We start from the raw sequence: 24,499 nt of genomic DNA, 5'->3' as shown, positions 1-24,499 counted from the left end.
TCAGGCGAGGGACGTGGCCGGCAGCGCGGCCGCCGCATCGGCCAGCAGCGCCGGGCCGAACAGGCGCGGGATGTCGTTGTGGGGCGCGCTGGTCAGCAGCACGCGGAAGCGCGGCGCCCCCAGCCCGGCCTGCCCCAGCCCGGCCGCCAGGCGGCGCGATGGCGCTTCCGTCGCCGTCCCCGGCCGGGCGATGACGGCCAGCGCCGGGGGGGGCACCCCCGGCCGCGCATCCGCCGCCCGCGCGCGCGCCCAGCGCAGCACCGGGCCGTGATCGCCATAGAGCGCGTCGAACAGATGCGCCTCATCGACGCGAAGCACGCCGCGCAGGCTGGTCTCCAGGATGCGCGCCAGGCCGGAACCGCCGCCGGAATGCGCCGTCAGGACCAGCTGCGTCGGCGCCGGCAGGCGCGGGCCGAAGCCCGCCAGCGCTTCCTCCACCACCGCCTGCAACCCGCCGGGCGTCGCCAGCGCCGGCCAGTCGAAGGCGCCGGGACGGCCGGGGAGGGGGCGGCCACGGGGCAGGATGGCGATGGTGGGCGGGAAGGCGGGCAGAACCAGGCCGCTGCCGGGCAGCCGCCCCTGCACCAGGCGCAGCGGTTCGTTCGGCGCGCTGAAGCCGTGCAGGTGGACGACGATGCGAAGCTGCGTCGCGCCGGCGGGGATCGCGGTCCAGCGCAGCGCCGCATCGGGCTCCCCGGGCAGCGTCCCATGGGCCGACAGCGCGTTGAGGCGCGGCACCGCCATCTCCCCCGCCGGGATGCCGCCGGACACGCCCGAACGCGGGCCCGCGCCGCAGGAGGCGAGGGCCGGCGCGGCGAAGAGCGCGGCTCGGCGGGTGAGGGCGACCATGCGCCCGCCTATGCCATGGGCGGGTACGGGGCGGGAGGATTCGATGGGGCCGGGCATGACGGACGCTCCGCTTCATCGGCCGGAACGCAACCGAACCGTGCCGGTTCGCACCATGGCAGCGCGAAACCGTCCGAAACCGTCGTCACCTTGCGGGTTGCGGGGGGTGGCGGGACATTTCCGGCCTCGCTTCAAGGATCGGCGCGGCATGGGCTGGTGGGAAAAGAAGTCGTCGCGCTGGCAGTCCTGCGTGGTGGCGCAGGCTGGCGGTGCGGCGGTGCTCGGCGGCGGCGTATTCTTCATCCAGTTCCGCAGCCCGGATGTCAGCGTGAAGCCCTGCTTCGTCGCCATCGCGGGCGGCGCCGGCATGGGGGGCAGCATCGGCAGCGCCGTCTCCATCCCCTATTCCGACATCGTCCGGCAGCTCATCAACCCCAACTTCCGGCCGCCCACGGATGATTATGGCTGGGGGGCGATGAGCGGCAATTTCTCCTGCGAGGACATCCAGCGGGAGCAGTTCGACATCGCGCAGATCGGCGCCTCCGCCGTGGTGATCGGCGCGCAGCTTGCGGCCTTCACGATCCGGGAGGTGGCGATCTTCGGGGAGGGCGATGTCATCACCGCGACGCGCTTCAACATCCCCCGCAACCTGCCGAGCTTCGGCCGCGCGGTGCTGGACCTGCCGCAGGTCCAGGGCGCGATCGGGGTGGGCGGCTTCGCCTTCCGCGGCGTCGTTGCCTATATCGGGGCGGGCTGAACCCGCCCCTTATCACCGCCGCTGGGCGGCGGGGGCCTTACCGCCGCTGCGCGGCGAAGCGCACGGCTTCCTCGGCGGCGCGGAACAGGGCGCGGGCCTTCTGGTGCGTCTCCTGGTACTCGGCTTCCGGATCGCTATCCGCCACCACGCCGGCGCCGGCCTGGACATGCATGACGCCATCCTTCACCAGCGCCGTGCGCAGCGCGATGCAGGTGTCCATGTCCCCATCGGCGCCGAAATAGCCGACGCCGCCGGCATAGATGCCGCGGCGGGACGGCTCCAGCTCCTCGATGATCTGCATCGCCCGCACCTTGGGAGCGCCCGAGAGCGTGCCCGCCGGGAAGCCCGCCGCCAGCGCATCCAGCGCATCGAGGCCGGGGCGCAGCCGGCCCACCACCTCCGACATGATGTGCATGACCTGGCTGTAGCGCTCGACCTGGAATTTCTGCGTGACGCGCACGCTGCCGATTTCCGCCACCCGGCCGATGTCGTTGCGGCCGAGGTCGATGAGCATGAGGTGCTCCGCCAGTTCCTTCGGGTCCGCCAGCAGTTCCATCTCCAGCCGCTTGTCCTCCTCCGGCGTCGCGCCCCGGGGGCGGGTGCCGGCAAGGGGTCGCAGCTTCACCTCCCCATGCTTCACGCTGACGAGGATTTCCGGGGAGGCACCGACCAGCGAGAAACCGGCGAAATCGCAATAGAACAGGTAGGGCGCCGGGTTCAGGCGGCGCAGCGCGCGGTACAGCGCGAAGGGCGGCAGGCCGAAGGGGGCGGAGAAGCGCTGGGACGGCACCACCTGGAAGGCGTCGCCGGCATTGATGTAGTCCTTCGCGCGCAGCACCGCGGCCTTGAATTCCTCCTTCGTGAAGTTGGAGGTCGGCGCGGGCGGCGCGGGCAGGGCGGCGGCGGGGGCGGGGCGGGGCAGGGGCCGGTCGAGCGCCGCCTCGGCCTCATCCAGCCGGGCATTCGCCAGGTCCCAGGCCGCCTGGGGGTCCATGTCAGGCTCGGGCCAGACGGCTGTCACCAGCGTCAGCGTATCCCGCACATGGTCGAAGACGGCGACCAGCGTCGGGCGGATCATCACGGCTTCCGGCACGCCCAGCACATCCGGATTGGTCGCCGGCAGGCGTTCCATCTGCCGGACCATGTCGTAGCCGAGATAGCCGAACAGCCCCGCCGCGATGCTGGGCAGCCCCGCCGGCATCGGCATCCGCGTCGCCTGCACCAGGGTCCGCAGGCTGTCGAGCGGCGGCGCGGGGTCCGGCACGAAGGCATGGGGGGCGGACAGCGCGTGGCGGTTGATCTCCGCCTGGCCGTTGCGGCAGCGCCAGACCAGGTCCGGCTCCATGCCCAGCGCCGAGAAGCGACCCCTTGCGGCGCCGCCCTCCACCGATTCCAGCAGGAAGGCGTTGGGCCTGCCCTGCACCAGCCGCAGGAAGGCGCCCACGGGCGTATCGAGGTCCGCGACCCGTTCGCGGAACAGCACCTGGCCGCGCCCGGCGGCGATCGCCTCCCGGAAGGCGGCGAAGCTCGGGCTCACGGGATCACCTGCTGCATCAGGCCCTGGTTGATGCGCGGCGCCGCGCGGGTGCGGAGCGCGGCGAGGTAGGCTGCTTCCAGCTCATCCGCCGACTGGCTCATCAGCGTCGTGCGCGCATTCGCGACCGCCGCGGGATCGGCGGCCGGGTCGGCGGCGATGATCTCCAGCAGCTGCGCCACGGCGAAGCCGCCACGGGTGGGGACCATTGTCGCCTCCCCGACGCGAAGGTTGAAGATGGCGGGCAGCAGTTCCGGCGGCACGGTCAGGCCGGGCGTGCCGGCCACGGGCTGGCGGCCGAAGGGGCCCATCCGGTCGCTCTGCACGCCCTGCGCCGTCGCGGCATCCGCCAGCGAGGCTCCGTTGCGGCTGGCGCCGAGGAGCGCGGCGGCCTTCTCCTCCTGGAAGCGGCGGCGGGCATCGACGATGAAGGCAAGCCGCACCTCATCCGCGATGCTCTCCAGCGGCTTCAGCGCGGGGGGCGTGATCGCCTTGAGTTCCACCGCCATGAAGCCCTCGGCCTGGCGGAGTTCCGCGAGGCGCGGCGCGCGGCCCATCTCGGCCGTGAAGATCGACCGCAGCGCTTCCTGGCGCGCGGCGGCGGGGACCGGGAGGACCACGGGCAGGCCCTCCGCATCCCGGCCCTCGGCATCCAGCTTCACGGTGGTGACGGTCATGGCGTAGCGGCGGGCCGCTTCCTCCAGCGTCGCGCCGCCGGCGATGGCGTCCTCCACCCGGTTGGCGCGATCGAAGGCGAGGTCTCCGGCGCGTTCCAGCGCGACCTCCCGCCGCAGCCGGTCCGCGACCTCCGCCAGCGGCGTGGTGACGCCGGGGGTGATGCGGGCCACGCGCATGACGTGCCAGCCGAAGGGGGATTGGACGGGGGCGGTGATGCCGCCGGCGGGGGCGGCGAAAACCGCCGCGGCCAGCGCCTCGATCGGCAGATCGGCGCGGGTCAGGTCGCCGAGGGACAGCGCGCCGCCACCGGCGGCCGTCGCGGCCTGCTGGATGGCGTCGAAATCGGCGTTGGCGGTCCAGGCGGCGGCGATCGCGCGGGCGGCGTCCTCGGTCGGCAGCAGGGCCTGCTGCAGGTCGCGGCGCTCCGGCGTCTCGAACTGGGAATGGCGGGCTTCGTAGGCGGCGGCCAGGTCGGCGTCGGAGACCTCGACCTGGTCGGCCAGCGTCTCCGCCGTCAGCACCGCGACGGTCGCCTCCCGGATCGCGGGGGTGGAGAAGCGGTCGGGGTTGTTGGCGTGGAAGCGGGCGAGGGCGGCTTCGGTCGGCGGCTCCGGCTCCGGCGCTTCCAGCAGGGGGAACTCCGCCACCTGGGCCACGCGCTGCTCACGCTCGAACCGCACCATGGCGTTGGTCAGCAGGGTGGGGGCCATGGCGCCCGTGCGGACGGCGCCGATCAGCTGGATGCGCTGGAGGTCGTCCCGCACGAGTTGCAGGAACATCGCCTCGTTCATGTCGTTCTGGCGCAGCCATTGGTCGAGGATGAGCCGGTTGAAGCGGCCGCCGGTCTGGAAGTTGGGGATGGAGAAGACGTATTCCTGCACCACCGCATCCGGGGTGGACACGCCGATGCGGGTGGCTTCCAGGCGCTGGGCGCGTTCGCTGATCAAATTCTCCACCGCCTGCATGGCGACGGCGCGGCGCAGCGGTTCCTCCGGCTCGAAGCTCGGGCCGAGCTGGCGCGTCACGCGCTGGAGTTCCCGGCGCGCGGCGGTCTGGGCTTCCGGCACCTCGATGCTGGCGCCTTCCATGCGGACGACCGCCGTCTCCCGCCACAAATTGCGGACGGTGTCCTCGATCCCCCAGATGCCGAAGGACAGCACCAGGAGGAGGAACAGGACCTTGGCGATCCAGGTCTGGGTAAGCGCGCGGAACCAGGTGATCATGCCCGCCGGGGTAGCCGAGAAATCCGCACGTTGCCAGCCCGGGGCGGTGTTGGTAGGGCCGTCCGCATCAATGCAAGGGAGATGGGCATGACCCCCGGCGTCCGGCCGCTGATCGCGGGCAACTGGAAGATGCATGGCACGCTGCGGGAGGCCGCGGCGCTGGCGGAGGCGGTGCGGGCCGGCGCGGTGGCGGAGGCCCTGCCGGCGGACCTGCTGGTCTGCCCGCCCTTCCTGCATGTGCAGGTCCTGGCCGCCGCCATGCTGGGCCAGCCCGTGGCCGTGGGCGCGCAGGATTGCCATGCCGCCGCCAAGGGAGCCCATACCGGCGACATCGCCGCCGCCATGCTGCGGGATGTCGGCGCCACCCATGTGATCCTCGGCCACAGCGAACGCCGGGCCGACCATGGGGAGACGGATGCGGTGGTGCGTGCCAAGACGGTGGCGGCCCTGGCCGCCGGCCTGGTGCCGGTGGTCTGTGTGGGGGAGACGGAGGCGGAGCGCCTGGCGGGGCAGGCGGAGCAGGTCGTCTCCCGCCAACTGGCCGACAGCCTGCCGGACGGCTTCGCGGGCATCGTGGCCTATGAACCCGTCTGGGCCATCGGCACCGGCCGCACGCCGACGGAGGGCGACATCGCCGCCATCCACGGCACCATCCGCGCCGCGTTGGCGACACGCTTCGGGGCGGCGGGGGCCGGGACGCGGATCCTCTATGGCGGGTCGATGAAGCCGGGGAACGCCCGCGCCATCCTGGCGCTGCCCAATGTGGATGGCGGGCTGGTCGGCGGCGCGAGCCTGGTGGCGGCGGATTTCCTCGCCATCGCCCGGGCGGCGGGATGAGGGTCAGGCGGAGGCGCTGATCAACCGGACCGGATCGGCGGGCGCATGCCCGTCCGCGGTCAGGAAGGCGGCGCCCTCCGCCAGGCATTGCGCGATCAGCAGATGGTCGAAGGGGTCGCGGTGGTGCGCGGGCAGGGCCTGCAGCGCCACCAGGTGCGGGACGGCGATCTCCAGCAGGCTGAAGCCCTGCCCGCGCATCGCCGTCGCGATCTCCGCCACATCGGCCTCGAGCTTGCCGATCCGCACCTTGACCGTGATCTCCCAGAGCGAGGCGGCGCTGACCAGGACCTCGTTCACGGGGTCGGCGATCAGGGCGCTGGCCGTGGGGCCGAGCCGCTGATCGCCCGCGAGCCACCAGAGCAGGGCATGGGTGTCGAGCAGGATTCTCACCCCAGCGGCGCTTCCATCGAGTCGATCATCTCCGGCGGCGTTTCGTCGAAATCGGGGGCCAGGCGGATGCGGCCGGCCAATACCCCGGGCTGCCGCCGTGGCGCGGCTTCCGGCGGCGGTGGCCGAAGTTCGGCCACCACCTGGTCGTGCGAGGTGACGAGGAAGGCGGAGCCCTGGCGGGCTTCCCGCAGGAAGGTCGTGAGGTTGTCACGCAATTCGCGGACGCCGACGCGCTGGGGTGATCCCGGGCCTGGGCTGGGCATTGATTGCCTCCGGTGGTCACTGAGTGTGTACACAAAGGGCGAGGCAGGTTCCAACCTTCCCGACGATTGAGCCACCGCTGGCCTTCCCGCGCGCGGCAGGCTAGAAGCGGCGCGCCATGACCACAGTCCTCCTCGTCCTCTTCCTGCTCGTCACCTTGGCGCTGATCGGGGTCATCCTCGTCCAGCGGAGCGAGGGGGGTGGGCTCGGCATCGGTTCCTCCCAGGGCATGGGCAGCTTCATGACGGGGCGCGGCACCGCGAACCTGCTGACGCGCACCACCGCCATCCTCGGCACCGCCTTCATGGCGCTGGCGCTGGTGCTGGCGATGCTCGGCAAGGGGCAGAACCCGCGCGGTTCCATCCTGGATGCGACGCCGCCGGCCGCCACGGCCCCGGCCGTGCCCGCGGCGCCCGCCGTTCCCAACAACTGAAGTCCGCCATCCCGCGCCCCGCGCGGGCTTGGCATCTACGCCCGCGCCCCGCGCGGGCTACATGGCAGTATCCCGGTTCCACAACGCGCGCGCGGCTTTGCTTGCCCGCGCGGCTTCGCTATGAGGGGCGTCCATGACGCGGTTCGTATTCGTCACCGGCGGCGTGGTCTCCTCCCTCGGCAAGGGCATCGCTGCGGCGTCGCTCGGTGCCCTGTTGCAGGCGCGCGGCTACAAGGTGCGCCTTCGCAAGCTCGACCCCTACCTCAATGTCGATCCGGGCACGATGTCCCCGTATCAGCATGGCGAGGTCTTCGTGACCGATGACGGGGCGGAAGCCGACCTCGACCTCGGCCACTACGAGCGTTTCACGGGTGTCCATGCCTCCAGGGCGGACAACTGGACCACCGGCCGGATCTATTCCGACGTGATCGCGAAGGAGCGCCGGGGCGACTACCTCGGCGGGACCGTCCAGGTCATTCCGCACATCACGGACAAGATCAAGGACGTGATCCAGGCCGAGACCGATGGCTACGACTTCGTCCTGGTCGAGGTCGGCGGCACGGTGGGCGACATCGAGTCGCTGCCCTTCCTGGAAGCCATCCGTCAGCTGGCGAACGAGGTGGGCCCCACCCGCAGCCTGTTCGTCCACCTGACCCTGGTGCCCTACATCCCGTCGGCCGGCGAATTGAAGACCAAGCCGACGCAGCACAGCGTCAAGGAACTGCTCGGCGTCGGCATCCAGCCCCAGATCCTGCTCTGCCGCTGCGACCGCCCGATCCCGGAGAATGAGCGCCGGAAGATCGCGCTGTTCTGCAACGTGCGGCCCGAATCGGTCATCCCGGCCTATGACGCCGACAGCATCTACTCCGTGCCGATCAGCTACCATGCGGAGGGGCTGGACCGGGAAGTGCTGCGGCACTTCAACCTTTCCTTCTATGGCGAGCCCGACCTGCGGCGCTGGGAGAAGATCGTCCAGTCCATCCGCGCGCCGGAGGGTGAGGTGACGATCGCCGTCGTCGGCAAGTACACGAACCTGCTCGACAGCTACAAATCGCTGGCCGAGGCGCTGACCCATGGCGGCATCGCCCACAATGTGAAGGTCAGGCTGGACTGGGTGGACAGCCAGATCTTCGAGGCCGGGGACGAGGAGGCGGTGAAGCGCCTGGAGGGCGTGCACGGCATCCTGGTGCCCGGCGGCTTCGGCGAACGCGGCACCGGCGGCAAGATCGAGGCCGTCCGCTTCGCCCGTGAACGCAAGATCCCCTTCTTCGGCATCTGCTTCGGCATGCAGATGGCGGTGATCGAGGCGGCGCGGAACCTGGTCGGCCTGAAGGGCGCGTCCTCCACCGAATTCGGCACCTGCGCGGAACCGGTGGTGGGGCTGCTGACGGAATGGACCAAGGGCAACCGGGTGGAGACGCGATCCGCCGGCGGCGACCTGGGCGGCACCATGCGGCTCGGCTCCTACACCGCGCATCTCGCGGAGGGGTCCCTGGTGCGGGAGGTCTATGACGGCGCGGCCGAGATCCAGGAACGCCACCGCCACCGCTTCGAGGTGAACGTGGCCTACCGGGAGAAGCTGGAAGGCGTCGGCCTGAAGTTCTGCGGCATGTCGCCCGATGGCAGCCTGCCGGAGATCGTGGAAGTGCCGGACCATCCCTGGTTCATCGGGGTGCAGTTCCACCCGGAGCTGAAGTCCAAGCCCTTCGCGCCGCATCCGCTGTTCCGCGGTTTCATCGGCGCGGCGGTCAAGCAGGCCCGGCTGGTCTGAGGAACGAGGCACGATGGACGAGAAGGCCAGGCTGAAGCGGCTGGGGATCGGCGCCGCGGCGACGCTGGTGCTGACCATCCTGGCCGCCACCGTCTTCGGATCCATCGCCGTGCCGCTGGCGCTGGCCGTGGGGCTGGGCGCCACGCTGCTGCTGGGCGGCGGACTCGGCAAGAAGTAGCGCGCCGCAACCGGCCGCTAACCGTTTCGTGGCCATGATGGACCATGCGCACCATCAAGGGCCATGGCGATACCGAGACCTACCTGTTCGAGCCGGGTGACCTGGTGCGCCTGCTGAAGGCGGAAACCGGGCCCCTCGCCAGCGGCAAGCCGGGCGACTGGGGGGTGGTGATGCGCGTGCATCCCTGCGGGTCGCTCGACCTCAAGCTCGCCGGCTATTCCCGGCCGAAGGATGCGGGCATGGCCCGCGCCATGGCGATTCCCCGCGGCCATGTGGAACCCTGCGATCGCCAGGGGCTGCCGCTGCGCCGGGGCTTTTCCGCGGTGTGGGACACGCGCGCGCCGCGCTGAGCCGGGCCCGCTTCCCACCGGCGCGGGTGGGTAACATCGCGGCAAAAGCTGTGGGGTCTCCTCGCCCCATGCAAAGCCATGATCCCCGAGACGCCCAGCCCACCCGGCCCATCGCCATCGGCGACTTCGTCCGCCTGCGGCGTGACGAACCCGGGGATTTCGTCACCACCCGCGCCGGGGATTGGGGCCAGGTGGCCCGGGTCAACCGGAACGCGACGGTGGATCTGATGCTGGCGGGCTATTGCCGCCCGCGCACCACGCCGCAGCCGCGCGCCACCTCCATCCCGATCAGCATCGTCGAACGCTGCGATGCCTTCGGCCGCCCCCCGGCCGAAACGCCCCGCCGCCGCGTCTGGGGCACGGGCGAGCCGCTGTAGGGGCGGCGGCCGGTTCAGGTGATCGCCGGCTCCCGCCCGACCGGCTCCCCTCCGATCGGCGCCGGGCGTGGCATGGCGTAGAGCGAGAGGAGGTCCGGCGCCGCGGCAGCGGCATCGGCCAGCGCCGCATGCAGGGCGGTGGCACGCGGCAGCGCCTCCTCCGGGGTCATCCGGCCTTTTCGCGTGAGCGCCAGCTGGATCCGGGCCACGCTGTTGGCGTGGCCGCGCTTGAGGGTCAGCAGCGTGTAGAAGGTGTGCTGCGCCGTGGGCAGCGCCGCCACCGTCACGCCCGGCATGCCGGTCAGCAGGCTGGCCTGGGCGACGTCCCGCGCGTTGCGCGCGGGATGCAGGATCGCGGCGCGGAAACGCCCGTCGCTGGCGGATACGGCCTTGCGGACCCAGGGTCGCGTATCGCCGAAGCGTTCCAGGTTCCGCCGCTGCGTCGGCGTCTGCCAGCCCGCGGCCACGACGCGTTCATGATGCGCCACGCGCCAGCCCGCGGCCTCCGGCGGCCAGACGCAAATCATCGGGCTGAAGGCGAGGACGCTGATCCGGGCGGCAGGCCGCAGCACGGACATCATCGCGGCATACAGGATGGCGGCGTAGCCGCCGGTGCTGAAGCCCAGGACCTGCAGATCGGCTGCATCCTGCCAGCCGGTGGCGGCGAGCAGGGCCCGGACGACCTCATCCGCATCGGAGTCGAAGCGTTCCATCTCCCGCGCCGACATCACGGCCAGCGGGCGGTCGTCATACCCGCTCGGGCCGAACCAGGCCGCCGTCTCCTCGATGGGGGAGGGGTGGATGATCAGGAGCGGCCGTCCCTGCCCGGGCCGGAAGTGCAGGCGATAGGAACCTGCCCGCAGCGATTCGATGCGCGCGCCGTTCATCGAGATTGCGATCCTGCCAGCCGGTGCCCGGAGATACCCCCTGCCGGTGCTATACCTTCGGCCGCGGGATGGCCGGACACCCCCGGATTATGGCGCATGCCGCGCGGGCGGACCATGGCGCGGGCCGGCCAGCAGGGCCGCACCCTCAAGCCTTCCTTAGTGACCCTGCCGTTATGCAGCCCGCGGCAACAGGGGTATCCTGATGGACGGAACGAACTTCACCCTGCGCCAGCGTTCCGCCGCGCTGCCTGGCGCTGTCGATGGCAGCGCCGATGGCGGGGATGCCACCCCCGAACGGGTGCTGGCGCTGGTGGACCGTGCGGCCGGCATCGCCGCCACCAAGGTGGAGGCCATCCAGGCCATCACCAGCCAGACCCGCATCCTGGCCCTGAACGCCACGATCGAGGCCGCGCGCGCCGGCGATGCCGGCAAGGGCTTCACCGTGGTGGCCGGGGAGGTGAAGGCCGTGGCGGCGGAAGTGGCGCGGCTGTCCACGGAAATGAACGGCGAGCTCCGCGACGCCTTCCGGGCGTTGAAGACCGTCGGCGAGCGGATGGCGGCGGAGATGTCGGGCCAGCGCCTGGTGGATCTGGCGCTGAACGCGATCGAGATCATCGACCGCAACCTCTATGAACGCACCTGCGACGTCCGCTGGTGGGCGACGGATGCGGCGGTGGTGGAAGCGGCCTCCAGGCCCGATGCGGCCAACTGCGCCCACGCGGCCAGCCGGCTTGGCGTCATCCTCTCCGCCTATACCGTCTATCTCGACCTCTGGCTGTGCGACCGGGAAGGGCGCGTCATCGCCAATGGCAGGCCGGACCGCTACCCCGGCGTGGCCGGCCATTCCGTGGCGGAGGAGGGCTGGTTCCGCGACGCGCTGGCCACGTCCTCCGGCGATGACTTCGCCGTGGCCGACGTCATGCCCTGCGATCCGCTGGGCGGCGTGCCCGTCGCGACCTATGCCGCCGCGATCCGGGAGGGGGGGCAGCCAAGGGGCCGCGTGATCGGCGTGCTCGGCATCCATTTCGACTGGGCGCCCCAGGCCGATGCGGTGCTGCGCGGCGTGCGGCTCACGCCATCGGAACAGGGGCGGACCCGCGCGCTGCTGGTGGATGTGGCGGGGCGGGTGCTCGCTTCCTCCGATGGCCAGGGCGTACTGGCGGAAATGGTGCGCCTGCCGGCGGGAAGGGGCGGCCATGGCTTCGCGGTGGAGCCTGGCGGCCGCACCACTGCCTTCCACCGCACCCCGGGCTATGAGACCTATCGCGGCCTGGGCTGGTCCGGGGTGATCGTCCAGGAACCCGCGCGGCAGGCGGGCAGGTAGCCGCCGGCCGCTTTCGGGGATGCCTCGGGGGCCCGTTTCGTCCAGACTGTCGGGCAGCGAGGGGTCGGGCGATGGCGATGCAATCCGCGGGGGCGAGCAGGCCCAGGGTCTTTTCGCGGGTCATCACCTTCGGCATCGCGACCGCCCTGATGATCGGCGGCATCGTCAATGAAGTCTCGCCCCTGCTGATCTGGAGTTTCATCGCCGCCTGGGTCTTCGCCCTCGTGCTGCTCGTGAAGGCGACCCAGGGGATCGCGGGGGAGGGATCGATGTCGGTCGATGGCGATTCGGGCGGCGATTCCGATGGTGGCGGCGATGGCGGCGGCGGCGAATAGCGCGGGCTTGCCCGCACGCAGGCTTGCCGCGCGCCCCGCACAAGGTTAATCGCGCGCCATCCCCCAGCCCCGGAGTGCCCCATGGCCGCCATCGCCGACATCATCGCCCGCGAGGTCCTCGACAGCCGCGGCAACCCGACGGTGGAGGCCGAGGTGGTGCTGGACAGCGGCGCCCGCGGTCGCGCCATCGTCCCCTCCGGCGCCTCGACCGGCGCGCATGAGGCGGTGGAACTGCGGGACGGCGACAAGGCCCGCTTCGGCGGCAAGGGCGTCCGGCGCGCCTGCGGCAATATCGAGGGCGAGATCTTCGACGCGATCGGCGGCATGGATGCCTATGACCAGGTCCATATCGACGAGACGATGATCGAGCTGGACGGCACGCCCAACAAGTCGCGCCTGGGCGCCAACGCGATCCTGGCGGTGTCGCTGGCGGTGGCGAAGGCCTCGGCCATCGACCTCGACATCCCGCTGTATCGCCATGTCGGCGGCGTCTTCGCGCGCACCCTGCCGGTGCCGATGATGAACATCATCAATGGCGGCCAGCACGCGGACAACCCGATCGACATCCAGGAATTCATGATCATGCCGGTCGCCGCCGGCACGGTGGCCGATGCGGTGCGGATCGGGTCCGAGATCTTCATGCAGCTCAAGAAGGCGCTGCACGACGCCGGCCTTTCCACCAATGTCGGCGACGAGGGCGGCTTCGCCCCGAATATCGGCAGCGCGTATGAGGCGCTGGGCTTCATCGCCAAGGCCTGCGAGAAGGCCGGGCACCGTCTGGGCGAGGACATCATGCTCGCCCTCGATTGCGCGGCGACCGAGTTCTACAAGGACGGCGTCTACGACATGGAAGGCGAGGGCAAGAAGCTCGATAGCGCCGGCATGGTCGACTACCTCGCCGGCCTCTGCGCCAAGTTCCCGATCGTCTCCATCGAGGACGGGATGAGCGAGGATGACTGGGCCGGCTGGAAGCTGCTGACGGACAGGCTCGGCAAGACCGTGAACCTGGTCGGCGACGATCTGTTCGTGACGAACACGGAACGCCTGCGGCGCGGGATCGAGACCGGGACGGGCAACGCCATCCTGGTGAAGGTCAACCAGATCGGCAGCCTGACGGAGACGCTGGAGGCGGTGGAGACCGCGCACCGCGCCGCCTACAAGGCGGTGATGAGCCACCGCTCCGGCGAGACGGAGGACAGCACCATCGCCGACCTCGCGGTTGCCACCAATTGCGGGCAGATCAAGACGGGCTCGCTGAGCCGGTCCGACCGCATGGCGAAGTACAACCAGCTGATCCGGATCGAGCAGGAACTGGGCAGCGCCGCGCGCTACGCCGGGCGTTCCGTCCTGCGCCGCTGAGGGTTGGGCCGCGCGCGCCGGGGGGGGGGGCGCGTGGTTAACCTTGTTTCGCTGGACAGGGGTACAAACTCCTGTTTTCCTGGCGGCGCGGAGACGGGCGGGGGGCTCGAAGACGTGAGTGATGAGTACGGGGCGCCGGAGCGGCGCGAGGGTATCCTCGCGGCCATCGGGCGGGGGTTGCGCAGCGCCGTGCTGCCGGTGTTCTTCATCGCGGCCTGCGGCTATTTCGTGTGGCATGCGGTGCATGGCGAACGCGGGCTGATCGCCAGCGAACAGCGACTGCAGCTGCTGGCCGATGCGCGCCAGGATCTGGACCGCGCGCGGGCCGAATTGGAGAGCTGGGAACGCCGCGTGCAGGGCATGCGGGGGGACCGCCTGGACCGCGACCAGCTGGATGAGCGCGCCCGCCAGCTGCTGAACTTCGTCGGCAAGGAAGAGCTGGTGATCCCCTACGGCCCGGATCGCCGCCTGTTCTGACGCGGGCTGTTCCGGATCAGGCCGCGGGCGGGTCCGCCGGCCGGCGGGTGCCGGCGAAGCGCCAGCCATTGTCCCGCCCGCGCAGCCGCTTCACGGCGTGGTCCAGCCAGCCGAAGGCCCGGGTCGCGGCGCCTTGCAGCGCGGGGATCCGCATGTCCCCGCCGGCCCAGGGCAGGAAGGGCGATCCGCGGCTCTGCGCCCAGATGGAGATGCGGCAGGCGAAGCCCTCGCTCAGGCCGCGCCGGTGGAAGCCGCTGGTATCGGCGATGATGAGCGTGTTGGGCTGCGCTTCCAGCTTGCGGGGTGGCGCATAGCGAAGCCGCGCCAACTCCGCCTCCGTGATGCGGAGCGACCCTTCGCCGGTCAGCCGGTCCCGCCCCTCATGTGCCGTGAAGGACACGCAGCGTTCCCAGGCCAGGTGCCGGCGGTTCGGCAGGTGGCTGCCGGGGATGTAGGTGAAGCCGGCCTCCGCCTGGTTCACCGGTGTCAGCAGTAGCCAGGACTTCACCGTCGGGAAGAAGGTGTCGGTGTGGTAGTGGCTCTGCACATCCGGCGGGCCGTCCCGCACGCCGGAGAAGATGGTCTGCACGTAGAAGCGGGGCAGGCGGCGGAAGCTGCCGATGTAGTGGTGCAGGCCGAGGTAGCGGGGCGTCAGCAACGCGCCCCGCGTCGCCGGCATCTGGCGCAGCGCGATGGCGTCCAGCGGGATCAGCCGCGTCATCGTGTAGCCGTCAATTGATTCGCGGGCGCGGGCGTCCCGGGCCATGACTTCCGCGCGCATCGCCTCGAAGCGTTCGGGCGGCAGGAAATCGGGGATCACCAGGTAGCCATCCCGCAGGAAGGCCGCGCGCTGGTCGTCCGTCAGCAGCGATGCCATGGCCGCGCGCCGGCGCGCGGCCATGCGGTGCGCCAGGCGCTTGCGGGCGATGTGCAGGCCCAGGCGGTTGAGCCGGGGGCTGCCGATCACGGGATTGTCGCGGAAGGCCTTCTCGCTCGTCGCCACGCGCAACGCGTGCCACGGCAGGAGCAGCCATCGCAGCGGGTTCAGGGCAGTCGCCATGACCCTGGGTGTTAGCGCAGGCCCGCGCGCCCTTCCAGCCATCCGCCGCCGCCCCGGCGCCGGTCGTCGCGGCGTAACCCTGCCTGCAACCGTCACGAATTCCCCTCGTCAAGGCTGCTGCCCCCATGGAGATCGCCGCATGACCGTCCCCCCATTCCCGCCCCGGCCCGCATCCTACGACAAGAGGGGTCGGACTGGTGCTGCAGGGCGGCGGCGCGCTCGGCAGCTACCAGGCCGGGGTGCATGAGGCGCTGGCGCGGTCCGACTACGAGCCCGACTGGGTTGCCGGCATCTCGATCGGTGCCATCAACGCGGCGATCATCGCCGGCAACCCGCCGGAACACCGGGTGGAACGGCTGCGCCTTTTCTGGGAACGGGTGACGGAACCGCGGGGCTTCTGGGCCGGCTGGCTGGAAGGGCTGGTGCCGCCGCCCGCCCATCGCCGGACCCTTGGCGCGGCGGAAGCGCTGCTGTTCGGCCAACCCGGCTTCTTCGCGCCGCAGCCGGCCACGTCCTGGTTCGGCACGACGCCGCCGCGCTGAAGGGCACGCTGGACTCGCTGGTCGATTTCGATCGCATCAACCACGGGCCGATGCGGCTTTCCGTCGGCGCCGTGAACGTCCGCACCGGCAACTTCGCCTATTTCGACAGCGCGGAAATCCCCATCCGGGCGGAGCATGTCATGGCCAGCGGCGCGCTGCCGCCGGGCTTTCCCGCCATCGAGATCGATGGCGAGCACTCCTGGGATGGTGGCCTCGTCTCCAACACGCCGCTGCTGCTGCTGCTGCTGCTGCTGCACGCGCAGCGTCACACCTACGACCCGCGGCGCGATCCCGTGGCCTGGGTGGATGCCATCATCGCCTGGACCATCCGGGGCGGCGGCGGCGTGGCCCTGCCGGCGATGCCGATGGAGGGCGCGGCGGATTGAGGCGGCCCGCGCGGTGACGCCCTGTTCCCGCGGGAACAGGAGGCGCCAGGGCCTGCCCGCCATTCTCCCGGCACCAGACGCGCCGAGGAGCCGCCCCGATGACCACCACCCGCACCGGCCTTGCCCTTCACGCCCTGCTGCTGCTGGGCATCCTCGGCATAGGGGGTGGCCTCGGCATCGGCTTCGCGGTGCCGGCGGCGCAGGCGGTCCAGTCGAAGATACCGGCCGTGCGGGCGATGCTGGACGGGTCGGTGCTGCAATTCCAGCTGGCGGCAGCGCTGGCGGAGCGGCGGCGCTAGGAAGCACGCCCGCGCAACAAATGGTCGGGGCAGAGGGGGCGCGCGCATCATCCTCCCTGCCCGCGCCGCCGCCGGTATTCAATCCCGTCGCGCGGGGCCGGCGGGCCTCGCCGGGGCGTGCAGGACGGCGTCTCCGGGGCTGGAATGGCAATTAACCATGGTTCGGTTAATTGTCGTATTGCGTTGCAGCATCAACGCTTTTCGCAGCTTCTTCCGCCTTGCGCAGCCCTGCCGGGCCGCGTAGATGCGAAAAACAAGGCAAGCCCTGAGGAGGACACCGCATGGCCGAGACCGCCACCCGCAAGCCGCGGGGCAAGGGGGCGCCCAAGGGGGCGGAGCCCGGCATCAGCAAGCCGGAACTGACACGCGCCTATCGCGACATGCTGCTGATCCGCCGGTTCGAGGAGAAGGCCGGCCAGTTGTACGGCATGGGCCTCATCGGCGGGTTCTGCCACCTCTATATCGGCCAGGAAGCGGTCGTGGTCGGCATGCAGCTCTGCCTGAAGCCGGGCGACCAGGTCATCACCTCCTACCGCGACCACGGGCACATGCTGGCCACCGGCATGGAAGCGCGCGGCGTGATGGCGGAGCTCACGGGCCGCATCGGCGGCTATTCCAAGGGCAAGGGCGGGAGCATGCACATGTTCTCCCGCGAGAAGGGCTTCTACGGCGGCCACGGGATCGTGGGGGCGCAGGTCTCGCTCGGCGCCGGCCTGGCCTTCGCGAACTGGTACCGGGAGGACGGCGCCGTCGCCGTGACCTATTTCGGAGAGGGCGCGTCCAACCAGGGCCAGGTCTATGAGAGCCTGAACCTGGCGGCGCTGTTCAAGCTGCCCTGCATCTTCGTCATCGAGAACAACAAATACGGCATGGGCACCAGCGTGGACCGCGCCAGCGCGTCCAAGGACCTGTCGAAGAACGGCAGCCCCTGGGGCATTCCCGGGGAGCAGGTGAACGGCATGGACGTGATCGCGGTGCGGGAGGCCGGCGAGCGTGCCGTCGCCCACTGCCGCGCGGGCAACGGCCCCTATCTGCTGGAGATGAAGACCTACCGCTACCGCGGCCATTCCATGTCCGACCCGGCCAAGTACCGGACGCGGGAGGAGGTGCAGAAGATGCGGGAGCAGAATGACTGCATCGAGACCGCGCGCCGCCTGCTGATCGAACAGTTCGGCGTGACGGAGGCCGAGCTGAAGGTGATCGACGACGAGGTGAAGGCGATCGTGCAGGACAGCGCCGATTTCGCCCAGACCAGCCCGGAGCCCGATGAGAGCGAGCTCTGGACCGATGTGCTGATCGATGACGCGTCCGTGGTGGCAGGGGGCCGCTGACATGACCCAGATCCTGATGCCCGCGCTCAGCCCGACGATGACGGAGGGCAAGCTCGCCCGCTGGCTGAAGAAGGAAGGCGAGACGATCAAGGCCGGCGACGTGATCGCCGAGATCGAGACCGACAAGGCGACCATGGAAGTGGAAGCCGTGGATGAGGGAACGCTGACCGCCATCCTGGTGCCGGAAGGGACCGAGGGCGTGTCGGTGAACACCCCGATCGCGGAGCTGAATGGCGGCGCAACTGCGGCGAAGGCAGCACCGGCGGCTGCACCGGCCCCCGCGCCCGTCGCGGCGCCCGCCCCGGCTTCCGTCCCCGCCCAGCCGCGTGCCGCGGTGGCGGAGAAGGATTGGGGCCCGACCAAATCCATCACGGTGCGCGAAGCGCTGCGCGACGCCATGGCGGTCGAGATGCGCGCCAGCAAGGATGTCTTCCTGATCGGCGAGGAAGTCGGCCAGTACCAGGGCGCCTACAAGATCAGCCAGGGGCTGCTGGACGAATTCGGCCCGAAGCGCGTGATCGACATGCCGATCACCGAGCACGGCTTCACCGGCATGGCGGTCGGCGCGGCGATGACGGGGCTCCGCCCGATCGTCGAGTTCATGACCTTCAACTTCTCCATGCAGGCGATCGACCAGATCATCAATTCGGCGGCGAAGACGCTCTACATGTCGGGCGGCCAGCTCGGCTGTCCGATCGTCTTCCGCGGTGCCAATGGCGCGGCCAGCCGCGTCGCGGCCCAGCACAGCCAGTGCTACGCATCCTGGTACGCGCATTGCCCGGGGCTGAAGGTGGTGGCGCCGTGGTCGGCCGCCGATGCCAAGGGCCTGCTGCGCGCGGCGATCCGCGATCCGAACCCGGTCATCTTCCTCGAGAACGAGATCCTATACGGCCAGAGCTTCGAGATGCCGGTGGCGGATGACTTCATCCTGCCGATCGGCAAGGCGAAGGTGGAGCGTGAGGGGACCGACGTCACCATCGTCGCCTTCTCCATCATGGTGGGCCTGGCGATGCAGGCCGCCGATGCGCTGGCGGCGCAGGGGATCAGCGCGGAGGTCATCAACCTCCGCAGCCTGCGGCCCCTGGATACCGAGACCATCGTGCGGTCGGTGAAGAAGACCAACCGCCTGGTGACGCTGGAGGAAGGCTGGCCCTTCGCCGGCATCGGCAGCGAGGTCGCGATGCAGATCATGGAGAACTGCTTCGACGACCTGGATGCGCCGCCGGTGCGCGTCCATGGCCTCGACATCCCGATGCCCTATGCCGCCAACCTCGAGAAGCTGGCCCTGCCGCGGATCGAGCAGGTGATCGATGCCGCCAAGCGCGTGACCTACAAGTAAGGGGAGGGAGCAGGACGATGGCGACGAACATCCTGATGCCGGCGCTGTCCCCGACCATGACGGAGGGGACGCTCGCGCGCTGGCTGAAGAAGGAAGGCGAGCAGGTCAAGGCCGGCGACATCATCGCCGAGATCGAGACCGACAAGGCGACGATGGAAGTGGAGGCCGTGGATGAAGGCATCCTCGGCAAGATCGTCGTCGCCGGCGGCACGGCGGGTGTGAAGGTGAACGACGTGATCGCGGTGCTGGTCGAAGCGGGCGAAAGCGCGGATGCCGCACCGGCCGCGAAGCCCGCGCCGGCCGCGGCGGCGCCGAAGACGGAAGCCGCGCCGGCACCGGCACACGCTGCGGCACCGGCAGCCGCGCCGGCAGCCTCGGGCAGCCGGATCATTGCCTCCCCGCTCGCCCGCCGCATGGCGGAACAGGCGGGGCTCGATCTGTCCGGCGTGGCCGGCAGCGGCCCGAATGGCCGGATCGTGAAGGCGGATGTGGATGCGGCGCTGGCCAGGGGCCCGGCGGCGAAGCCGGCGCCTGCGGCTGTCGCCGCACCGGCACCCGCCGCAGCCCCGGCCGCTGCGCCGGCGCCGAAGCCTGCCGCGCCCGTCATCACGGCGCCGCATACCGCCGTGCCGAACAGCACCATGCGCAAGGTGATCGCGCGGCGGCTGTCGGAATCCAAGCAGAATGTGCCGCATTTCTACGTCTCGATGGATATCGAGATCGATGCGCTGCTCAAGCTGCGGTCGCAGCTGAACGCCACCTCGCCCAAGGATGGGCCTGGCGCCTTCAAGCTTTCGGTCAATGACCTGGTCATCAAGGCGGCGGCGGTGACGCTGCGGCGCTTCCCGGCGGTGAACGCGACATGGACGGAGGATGCGATCCTCCAGTACCACGACGTCGACATCTCCGTCGCCGTCAGCATCCCGGATGGGTTGATCACGCCGATCATCCGGAAGGCGGACCAGGCGGGCCTCGCCTCCATCAGCAACCAGATGAAGGACCTGGCTTCGCGGGCCAAGGCTGGAAAGCTGAAGCCCGAGGAGTTCCAGGGCGGCGGCTTCTCCATCTCCAACATGGGCATGTATGGCGTTCGCGACTTCGCGGCCATCATCAACCCGCCGCAGGCCGGCATCCTCGCCGTCTCGGCGGGCGAGCAGCGGCCCGTGGTGAAGAATGGCGCGCTGGCCATCGCGACGGTGATGACCTGCACGCTCTCCGTCGATCACCGCGTTGTCGATGGCGCGCTGGCGGCGGAGTGGATCCAGGCCTTCAAGCGGATCGTCGAGGAACCGCTGAGCCTGATGCTGTGACCAGTCGCTTCTCGCTCCGCGACGCGGTCGAGGCGGACCTGCCGGAGATCAACCGGCTGGTCCGGGCGCTCGCGGAGTATGAGAAGCTGCTGCATGATGCCGTGGGCACGGAGGATGATTTCCGCCACGCGCTTTTCGGCCCGAACCCGACCGTGTTCTGCATCCTCGCCGAGGTCGAGGGCAGGGCGGTCGGCCAGTGCATCTGGTTCCCCATCTTCAGCACCTTCACGGGCCGCCACGGCCTCTATGTGGAGGACGCTTTCGTGGAGCCGGAGTACCGGGGCCTCGGCATCGGGGAGGCCTTCTTCCGCCGCTGCGCTTGCATCTGCGTCGCCCGCGGCTGGAAGCGGATGGAATGGCAGGTGCTGGACTGGAACGAGCCCGCGATCCGCTTCTACCGGAAGATCGGCGCGCGCGGCATGGATGAATGGCGCGTGCAACGCGTGACCGGCGAGGCGCTGCACGCGCTTGCCGCAACAAAGGGGTGACGGCCATGGCCGACAGCTTCGATATCGTGGTGGTGGGCGGCGGGCCCGGCGGCTATGTGGCCGCGATCCGCGCCAGCCAGCTGGGCATGAAGGTCGCGCTGGTGGAGCGCGAGAACCTCGGCGGCATCTGCCTCAACTGGGGCTGCATCCCGACCAAGGCGCTGCTGCGCGCCAGCGAGATCAACCACCTGCTGCACAGCCTGGACCAGTACGGCTTCGCCGCCGACAACATCCGCTTCGACTTCGCGAAGGTCATCAAGCGTTCGCGCGGTGTCGCCGGGCAACTCTCGGGTGGCGTGAAGCACCTGATGAAGAAGAACAAGGTGACCGTCTATGACGGGCACGGGAAGCTGGCCGGGCCGGGCAAGCTCTCCGTGACCAAGGATGGCAAGCCGGTCGCTGACATCGCGGCGAAGCACATCCTGCTGGCCACCGGCGCGCGCGCGCGCGTCCTGCCGGGGATGGAGCCGGATGGGAAGCTGATCTGGACCTACCGGGAGGCGATGACGCCGACCGCGCTCCCGAAGAAGCTGATCGTCATGGGAAGCGGTGCCATCGGCTCCGAATTCGCCAGCTTCTACCTGAACATGGGCGCCGAGGTGACGCTCATCGAGGTGATGGACCGCATCCTGCCGGTGGAGGACGCGGAAATATCCGCCTTCGTGCACAAATCCTTCACCAAGCAGGGGATGAAGATCCTGACCGGCGCGCGGGTGCAGGGCATCCGCAAGGGCGCGGACAGCGTCACCGCGGTGGTCGAGGCCGGCGGCAAGGTGCAGGACATCGTGGCGGATCGCCTGATCTCCGCGGTCGGCATCGTCGGCAATGTCGAGGACCTCGGCCTCGAAGGCACGAAGATCAAGGTCGAGAAGACCCACATCGTCACCGATGCCTTCGGCAATACGGGGGAGCCCGGCGTCTACGCCATCGGCGACCTGACCGGCCCGCCCTGGCTGGCGCACAAGGCGAGCCATGAGGCGATCATCTGCATCGAGGCGATCGCGGGCAAGCACCCCCACGCCATGGATGTGCTGAACATCCCGGGCTGCACCTATTGCCGCCCGCAGGTCGCCTCCGTGGGTCTGACCGAGGCCCGCGCGAAGGAACTCGGCCACACCGTCAAGGTCGGCCGCTTCCCCTTCATCGGCAACGGCAAGGCCATCGCCATGGGGGAACCCGAGGGCCTGGTGAAGACGGTGTTCGATGCCAAGACCGGCGAGTTGCTCGGCGCGCACATGGTCGGCCCGGAAGTGACGGAGATGATCCAGGGCTACGGCATCGCCCGCACCCTGGAATCGACCGAGGCGGAACTGATGCATACGGTGTTCCCGCATCCGACCGTCTCCGAAACCATGCATGAATCGGTGCTGGACGCCTATGGCAGGGTCATCCACATCTGACGGCCCATCCGATTGGCGCCGCCTGAACCAGGCGAACTGGGATGAACGCACCCGCGTTCATCTCGGCCCGCGGGGCTACGACCTCTCCTCGCAGCGGGCGGGCCTCGGGCGGCTGGATGCGATCGTTGGGGCCGAGATCGGGGACGTCTCGGGGCTGAACATCCTGCATCTGCAGTGCCACCTGGGCGATGACAGCATCGCGCTGGCGCAGCGCGGCGCTGCCAGGGTCGTGGGCGTCGATTTCAGCCCGCCGGCGCTGGAGGCCGCGCGCAGCCTCGCCGCCGAATGCGGCGTGACCAATACGCGCTTCGTCCTGTCGGACGTGCTGGAGACGCCTTCCGCCATCCCGGAGGAAGCCGGCGCCTTCGACCTGGTCTTCACGGCCTGGGGCACCATCACATGGCTGCCGGACCTGGACGCCTGGGCCACCGCCATCGCCTTCGCGCTGCGGCCGGGCGGCGCCTTCTACTTCGCGGACATGCATCCCGTGGCCTGGGTCTTCGATGATGGTGGCATCGCGGCCCCCGGTTTCCCCGGCTGGCGCTACCCGTATTTCGAGCCCGGGCCGGTCCCCATCGACAACCCGACCGACTACATGGACACATCAGCCGAACTCGCGAACCTGCAGACCATCGAGTTTCCGCACAGCCTTGCCGAGATCCTCGGCGCGCTGCGCCGCGCGGGCCTGCAGCTGGATTGGCTGCATGAACATCCGCGCCTCGTCTGGAAACCCTTCGAGGGCAGCGTGCGGGATGCGGACGGCATGTGGACCTGGCCCGACAGGCCATGGTTGCCCCTCTCCCTCAGCCTGCGCGCGGTGAAGCCATGAAGCCCTCGTCGTCGCCCCGCACCGTCGCTATATCTCGGCCATGAGCACGCGCGTCGAGATCGACCACAGGGCAGCCCGCACCGGGGCCGACAGGCACCCGGAAAAGGCCAACCGGCCGGACAACCCCATCCAGCGGAAACCCGCCTGGATCCGGGTGAAGGCGCCGACCTCCCCGATCTACCGCGAGACCCAGGCGCTGATGCGCGCCAACAATTTGGTCACGGTGTGCGAGGAAGCGGCCTGCCCCAACATCGGGGAATGCTGGTCCCAGCGCCACGCCACCATGATGATCATGGGCGATACCTGCACCCGCGCCTGTTCCTTCTGCAATGTCGCGACGGGGATGCCGAAGGCGCTCGACGCCGATGAGCCGAACCGGGTGGCGGATGCTGTCGCCAAGCTCGGCCTGCGCCATGTCGTCATCACCTCCGTGGACCGGGACGATCTGAAGGATGGCGGCGCGGAGCATTTCGCGCAGACCATCCGCGCCCTGCGCCAGGCGGCCCCCGACACCACAGTGGAGATCCTGACGCCCGACTTCCTCCGCAAGGATGGCGCGCTGGAGGTGGTGGTGGCCGCCCGGCCTGACGTCTTCAACCACAACCTGGAGACCGTCCCGGCGCTGTACCCGACGATCCGCCCCGGCGCGCGCTACTACCATTCGCTGCGGCTGCTGGACCGGGTGAAGCAGCTCGACCCCTCCATCTTCACCAAGTCGGGCATCATGGTCGGGCTCGGGGAGAAGCGGATCGAGGTGCTGCAGGTCATGGACGATTTGCGCAGCGCCGATGTCGATTTCCTCACCATCGGGCAGTACCTGCAGCCCACGGTGAAGCACGCCGCGGTGGACCGCTTCGTCACGCCGGAGGAGTTCGAGGACTACGCCAGTGCCGCGCGTGGGAAGGGGTTTCTGCTCGTTTCCTCGACGCCGCTGACGCGCAGTTCCTACCATGCGGATCGCGACTTCGCGGCGCTGCGCGATGCCCGTGCCGCGAAGCTGAAGGCGGCCTGATCGCGCCATGCCCACGCATGCGGAAAAGCGCATCCTCCCCTATTCGGAGGAACAGCTCTTCGACATGGTGGCGGATGTCCGCCGCTATCCCGAATTCCTGCCCTGGTGCGTCGGCGCGCGGGTGCTGACGCGGACGGACAAGGAACTGACGGCCGACCTCACCATCGGCTTCAAGATGTTCCGGGAGACCTTCCGCAGCCAGGTGCTGCTGGAACGGCCGCACCACGTCCATGTCCGCTACCTCACGGGCCCCTTCCGATATCTCAACAACCATTGGCGGTTCAGGCCGGTTGCGGGTGGGACGGAGGTCGATTTCTTCGTCGATTTCGAATTCAAGTCGCGGCTTCTCCAGGCCGTCATCGGCACCGTGTTCAACGAGGCCGTGCGCCTGATGGTGCGCGCCTTCGAACGGCGCGCCATGGCGCTGTATCGGCGCGCGCCACCGCCGGCCGCGCCCGCCACGCCTGCGCCGACGGCGTGACTACC

At 70.1% G+C, this 24,499-nt stretch carries 29 protein-coding genes; 22 read left to right on the top strand and 7 right to left on the bottom strand.

From position 1 onward, the window contains the following. Positions 1 to 906, bottom strand: a complete 906-nt coding sequence (locus BM041_RS20580; protein ID WP_092961777.1) for a hypothetical protein — start codon at positions 904 to 906, stop codon at positions 1 to 3. A gap of 148 nt (positions 907 to 1,054) precedes the next feature. On the opposite strand from BM041_RS20580, the gene BM041_RS20575 reads away from it, so the two are divergent. Next, entirely contained in the window at positions 1,055 to 1,603 is a 549-nt protein-coding gene (locus BM041_RS20575) for a hypothetical protein (RefSeq protein ID WP_092961776.1), read from the top strand. Positions 1,604 to 1,640: 37 nt separating this feature from the next. On the opposite strand, the gene trpE is transcribed toward BM041_RS20575, so the two are convergent. Both trpE and BM041_RS20565 read right to left on the bottom strand, forming a co-directional pair. Continuing rightward, positions 1,641 to 3,140: an anthranilate synthase component I gene (gene trpE / locus BM041_RS20570; protein WP_092961775.1), complete on the bottom strand. Its 1,500-nt coding sequence runs from the start codon at positions 3,138 to 3,140 to the stop codon at positions 1,641 to 1,643. Further along, complete coding sequence (locus tag BM041_RS20565) at positions 3,137 to 5,038, bottom strand: peptidylprolyl isomerase (protein ID WP_175534059.1); 1,902 nt, start codon at positions 5,036 to 5,038, stop codon at positions 3,137 to 3,139. The genes trpE and BM041_RS20565 overlap by 4 nt, the downstream gene beginning before the upstream one ends. A gap of 87 nt (positions 5,039 to 5,125) precedes the next feature. On the opposite strand from BM041_RS20565, the gene tpiA reads away from it, so the two are divergent. Beyond that, positions 5,126 to 5,875 (top strand): triose-phosphate isomerase, encoded by a 750-nt coding sequence (tpiA, locus tag BM041_RS20560; protein ID WP_092961898.1) that lies wholly within the window; start codon positions 5,126 to 5,128, stop codon positions 5,873 to 5,875. A gap of 3 nt (positions 5,876 to 5,878) precedes the next feature. Here the strand turns inward: tpiA and BM041_RS20555 are convergent, their stop codons facing one another. Both BM041_RS20555 and BM041_RS20550 read right to left on the bottom strand, forming a co-directional pair. After that, positions 5,879 to 6,265 carry a type II toxin-antitoxin system VapC family toxin gene (locus tag BM041_RS20555; RefSeq protein ID WP_092961773.1) on the bottom strand — a complete coding sequence of 129 codons (387 nt, stop codon included), beginning with the start codon at positions 6,263 to 6,265 and terminating at the stop codon, positions 5,879 to 5,881. Further along, complete coding sequence (locus tag BM041_RS20550) at positions 6,262 to 6,528, bottom strand: type II toxin-antitoxin system Phd/YefM family antitoxin (protein ID WP_092961772.1); 267 nt, start codon at positions 6,526 to 6,528, stop codon at positions 6,262 to 6,264. Before BM041_RS20550 ends, BM041_RS20555 begins: the two co-directional genes overlap by 4 nt. Positions 6,529 to 6,644: 116 nt before the next feature. On the opposite strand from BM041_RS20550, the gene secG reads away from it, so the two are divergent. The 5 genes from secG (at position 6,645) to BM041_RS20530 (ending at position 9,635) form a co-directional block, all read left to right on the top strand. Next, on the top strand, positions 6,645 to 6,959 hold the full coding sequence (gene secG, locus BM041_RS20545; protein WP_092961771.1) for a preprotein translocase subunit SecG: 315 nt from the start codon (positions 6,645 to 6,647) through the stop codon (positions 6,957 to 6,959). A gap of 133 nt (positions 6,960 to 7,092) precedes the next feature. Then, complete coding sequence (locus BM041_RS20540; RefSeq protein ID WP_092961770.1) at positions 7,093 to 8,730, top strand: CTP synthase; 1,638 nt, start codon at positions 7,093 to 7,095, stop codon at positions 8,728 to 8,730. A gap of 13 nt (positions 8,731 to 8,743) precedes the next feature. Beyond that, positions 8,744 to 8,908 (top strand): hypothetical protein, encoded by a 165-nt coding sequence (locus tag BM041_RS30710; protein ID WP_175534058.1) that lies wholly within the window; start codon positions 8,744 to 8,746, stop codon positions 8,906 to 8,908. A gap of 44 nt (positions 8,909 to 8,952) precedes the next feature. Further along, a complete protein-coding gene (locus BM041_RS20535) occupies positions 8,953 to 9,258 on the top strand; it encodes a hypothetical protein (protein ID WP_092961769.1) in 306 nt (101 codons plus the stop codon). Between the two features lie 68 nt (positions 9,259 to 9,326). Continuing rightward, on the top strand, positions 9,327 to 9,635 hold the full coding sequence (locus BM041_RS20530; protein ID WP_092961768.1) for a hypothetical protein: 309 nt from the start codon (positions 9,327 to 9,329) through the stop codon (positions 9,633 to 9,635). Positions 9,636 to 9,649: 14 nt separating this feature from the next. Here the strand turns inward: BM041_RS20530 and BM041_RS20525 are convergent, their stop codons facing one another. Beyond that, a complete protein-coding gene (locus BM041_RS20525; protein WP_092961767.1) occupies positions 9,650 to 10,522 on the bottom strand; it encodes a dienelactone hydrolase family protein in 873 nt (290 codons plus the stop codon). Positions 10,523 to 10,724: 202 nt separating this feature from the next. Between BM041_RS20525 and BM041_RS20520 the strand changes: the two genes are divergently transcribed. The 4 genes from BM041_RS20520 to BM041_RS20505 all read left to right on the top strand — a co-directional run bounded on the left by BM041_RS20520 (position 10,725) and on the right by BM041_RS20505 (position 14,017). Beyond that, complete coding sequence (locus BM041_RS20520) at positions 10,725 to 11,846, top strand: methyl-accepting chemotaxis protein (RefSeq protein WP_092961766.1); 1,122 nt, start codon at positions 10,725 to 10,727, stop codon at positions 11,844 to 11,846. A gap of 71 nt (positions 11,847 to 11,917) precedes the next feature. Then, entirely contained in the window at positions 11,918 to 12,181 is a 264-nt protein-coding gene (locus tag BM041_RS20515; protein ID WP_092961765.1) for a hypothetical protein, read from the top strand. 81 nt (positions 12,182 to 12,262) lie between these two features. After that, on the top strand, positions 12,263 to 13,540 hold the full coding sequence (gene eno, locus BM041_RS20510; protein ID WP_092961764.1) for a phosphopyruvate hydratase: 1,278 nt from the start codon (positions 12,263 to 12,265) through the stop codon (positions 13,538 to 13,540). 114 nt (positions 13,541 to 13,654) lie between these two features. Continuing rightward, a complete protein-coding gene (locus tag BM041_RS20505) occupies positions 13,655 to 14,017 on the top strand; it encodes an FtsB family cell division protein (RefSeq protein ID WP_245762192.1) in 363 nt (120 codons plus the stop codon). Between the two features lie 16 nt (positions 14,018 to 14,033). Here BM041_RS20505 and BM041_RS20500 read toward each other — a convergent pair whose 3' ends face one another. Beyond that, positions 14,034 to 15,077: a phytanoyl-CoA dioxygenase family protein gene (locus tag BM041_RS20500; RefSeq protein ID WP_139226116.1), complete on the bottom strand. Its 1,044-nt coding sequence runs from the start codon at positions 15,075 to 15,077 to the stop codon at positions 14,034 to 14,036. Positions 15,078 to 15,274: 197 nt separating this feature from the next. On the opposite strand from BM041_RS20500, the gene BM041_RS31460 reads away from it, so the two are divergent. From BM041_RS31460 to BM041_RS20450, 11 genes are all read left to right on the top strand, one after another. Then, positions 15,275 to 15,619 (top strand): patatin-like phospholipase family protein, encoded by a 345-nt coding sequence (locus tag BM041_RS31460; protein WP_245762191.1) that lies wholly within the window; start codon positions 15,275 to 15,277, stop codon positions 15,617 to 15,619. After that, positions 15,592 to 16,005: a patatin-like phospholipase family protein gene (locus tag BM041_RS31455; RefSeq protein WP_342713812.1), complete on the top strand. Its 414-nt coding sequence runs from the start codon at positions 15,592 to 15,594 to the stop codon at positions 16,003 to 16,005. Before BM041_RS31460 ends, BM041_RS31455 begins: the two co-directional genes overlap by 28 nt. A 98-nt stretch (positions 16,006 to 16,103) precedes the next feature. After that, positions 16,104 to 16,304, top strand: a complete 201-nt coding sequence (locus BM041_RS20490) for a hypothetical protein (RefSeq protein ID WP_092961762.1) — start codon at positions 16,104 to 16,106, stop codon at positions 16,302 to 16,304. 281 nt (positions 16,305 to 16,585) lie between these two features. Next, entirely contained in the window at positions 16,586 to 17,635 is a 1,050-nt protein-coding gene (pdhA, locus tag BM041_RS20485) for a pyruvate dehydrogenase (acetyl-transferring) E1 component subunit alpha (RefSeq protein WP_092961761.1), read from the top strand. Position 17,636: 1 nt separating this feature from the next. Then, on the top strand, positions 17,637 to 18,974 hold the full coding sequence (locus BM041_RS20480; RefSeq protein ID WP_092961760.1) for a pyruvate dehydrogenase complex E1 component subunit beta: 1,338 nt from the start codon (positions 17,637 to 17,639) through the stop codon (positions 18,972 to 18,974). 17 nt (positions 18,975 to 18,991) lie between these two features. After that, positions 18,992 to 20,284 carry a pyruvate dehydrogenase complex dihydrolipoamide acetyltransferase gene (locus tag BM041_RS20475; RefSeq protein ID WP_092961759.1) on the top strand — a complete coding sequence of 431 codons (1,293 nt, stop codon included), beginning with the start codon at positions 18,992 to 18,994 and terminating at the stop codon, positions 20,282 to 20,284. Continuing rightward, positions 20,281 to 20,772 (top strand): GNAT family N-acetyltransferase, encoded by a 492-nt coding sequence (locus BM041_RS20470; RefSeq protein ID WP_092961758.1) that lies wholly within the window; start codon positions 20,281 to 20,283, stop codon positions 20,770 to 20,772. The genes BM041_RS20475 and BM041_RS20470 overlap by 4 nt, the downstream gene beginning before the upstream one ends. 5 nt (positions 20,773 to 20,777) lie before the next feature. Next, positions 20,778 to 22,172, top strand: coding sequence for a dihydrolipoyl dehydrogenase (lpdA, locus tag BM041_RS20465; protein ID WP_092961896.1), 1,395 nt, complete (start codon positions 20,778 to 20,780; stop codon positions 22,170 to 22,172). Beyond that, positions 22,150 to 23,001 (top strand): class I SAM-dependent methyltransferase, encoded by an 852-nt coding sequence (locus BM041_RS20460; RefSeq protein ID WP_175534057.1) that lies wholly within the window; start codon positions 22,150 to 22,152, stop codon positions 22,999 to 23,001. Before lpdA ends, BM041_RS20460 begins: the two co-directional genes overlap by 23 nt. Positions 23,002 to 23,041: 40 nt before the next feature. After that, positions 23,042 to 24,013, top strand: coding sequence for a lipoyl synthase (gene lipA, locus BM041_RS20455; RefSeq protein ID WP_092961756.1), 972 nt, complete (start codon positions 23,042 to 23,044; stop codon positions 24,011 to 24,013). Positions 24,014 to 24,020: 7 nt separating this feature from the next. Beyond that, entirely contained in the window at positions 24,021 to 24,494 is a 474-nt protein-coding gene (locus BM041_RS20450) for a type II toxin-antitoxin system RatA family toxin (protein ID WP_092961755.1), read from the top strand. The last annotated feature ends 5 nt before the right edge of the window (positions 24,495 to 24,499 follow it).

Source organism: Falsiroseomonas stagni DSM 19981 (assembly GCF_900114315.1).
GTDB classification, from domain to species: domain Bacteria; phylum Pseudomonadota; class Alphaproteobacteria; order Acetobacterales; family Acetobacteraceae; genus Falsiroseomonas; species Falsiroseomonas stagni.
Note: the sequence above shows the minus strand (reverse complement) of the source record. Positions and strands in the feature narration are given on the sequence as shown.

What these genes read in the sequence shown, in the direction of transcription:
- BM041_RS20540 (WP_092961770.1), top strand. Translation starts at nt 7,093, where the DNA reads ATGACGCGGTTCGTATTCGTCACCGGCGGCGTGGTCTCCTCCCTCGGC.
- secG (WP_092961771.1), top strand. Translation starts at nt 6,645, where the DNA reads ATGACCACAGTCCTCCTCGTCCTCTTCCTGCTCGTCACCTTGGCGCTG.
- BM041_RS20565 (WP_175534059.1), bottom strand. Translation starts at nt 5,038, where the DNA reads ATGATCACCTGGTTCCGCGCGCTTACCCAGACCTGGATCGCCAAGGTC.
- lipA (WP_092961756.1), top strand. Translation starts at nt 23,042, where the DNA reads ATGAGCACGCGCGTCGAGATCGACCACAGGGCAGCCCGCACCGGGGCC.
- BM041_RS30710 (WP_175534058.1), top strand. Translation starts at nt 8,744, where the DNA reads ATGGACGAGAAGGCCAGGCTGAAGCGGCTGGGGATCGGCGCCGCGGCG.
- BM041_RS20450 (WP_092961755.1), top strand. Translation starts at nt 24,021, where the DNA reads ATGCCCACGCATGCGGAAAAGCGCATCCTCCCCTATTCGGAGGAACAG.
- eno (WP_092961764.1), top strand. Translation starts at nt 12,263, where the DNA reads ATGGCCGCCATCGCCGACATCATCGCCCGCGAGGTCCTCGACAGCCGC.
- BM041_RS20550 (WP_092961772.1), bottom strand. Translation starts at nt 6,528, where the DNA reads ATGCCCAGCCCAGGCCCGGGATCACCCCAGCGCGTCGGCGTCCGCGAA.
- tpiA (WP_092961898.1), top strand. Translation starts at nt 5,126, where the DNA reads ATGACCCCCGGCGTCCGGCCGCTGATCGCGGGCAACTGGAAGATGCAT.
- BM041_RS20575 (WP_092961776.1), top strand. Translation starts at nt 1,055, where the DNA reads ATGGGCTGGTGGGAAAAGAAGTCGTCGCGCTGGCAGTCCTGCGTGGTG.
- BM041_RS20500 (WP_139226116.1), bottom strand. Translation starts at nt 15,077, where the DNA reads ATGGCGACTGCCCTGAACCCGCTGCGATGGCTGCTCCTGCCGTGGCAC.
- BM041_RS20475 (WP_092961759.1), top strand. Translation starts at nt 18,992, where the DNA reads ATGGCGACGAACATCCTGATGCCGGCGCTGTCCCCGACCATGACGGAG.
- BM041_RS20525 (WP_092961767.1), bottom strand. Translation starts at nt 10,522, where the DNA reads ATGAACGGCGCGCGCATCGAATCGCTGCGGGCAGGTTCCTATCGCCTG.
- BM041_RS20490 (WP_092961762.1), top strand. Translation starts at nt 16,104, where the DNA reads ATGACCACCACCCGCACCGGCCTTGCCCTTCACGCCCTGCTGCTGCTG.
- BM041_RS20480 (WP_092961760.1), top strand. Translation starts at nt 17,637, where the DNA reads ATGACCCAGATCCTGATGCCCGCGCTCAGCCCGACGATGACGGAGGGC.
- pdhA (WP_092961761.1), top strand. Translation starts at nt 16,586, where the DNA reads ATGGCCGAGACCGCCACCCGCAAGCCGCGGGGCAAGGGGGCGCCCAAG.
- BM041_RS20530 (WP_092961768.1), top strand. Translation starts at nt 9,327, where the DNA reads ATGCAAAGCCATGATCCCCGAGACGCCCAGCCCACCCGGCCCATCGCC.
- BM041_RS20520 (WP_092961766.1), top strand. Translation starts at nt 10,725, where the DNA reads ATGGACGGAACGAACTTCACCCTGCGCCAGCGTTCCGCCGCGCTGCCT.
- BM041_RS20535 (WP_092961769.1), top strand. Translation starts at nt 8,953, where the DNA reads ATGCGCACCATCAAGGGCCATGGCGATACCGAGACCTACCTGTTCGAG.
- lpdA (WP_092961896.1), top strand. Translation starts at nt 20,778, where the DNA reads ATGGCCGACAGCTTCGATATCGTGGTGGTGGGCGGCGGGCCCGGCGGC.
- BM041_RS20460 (WP_175534057.1), top strand. Translation starts at nt 22,150, where the DNA reads ATGGCAGGGTCATCCACATCTGACGGCCCATCCGATTGGCGCCGCCTG.
- BM041_RS20580 (WP_092961777.1), bottom strand. Translation starts at nt 906, where the DNA reads ATGCCCGGCCCCATCGAATCCTCCCGCCCCGTACCCGCCCATGGCATA.
- BM041_RS20515 (WP_092961765.1), top strand. Translation starts at nt 11,918, where the DNA reads ATGGCGATGCAATCCGCGGGGGCGAGCAGGCCCAGGGTCTTTTCGCGG.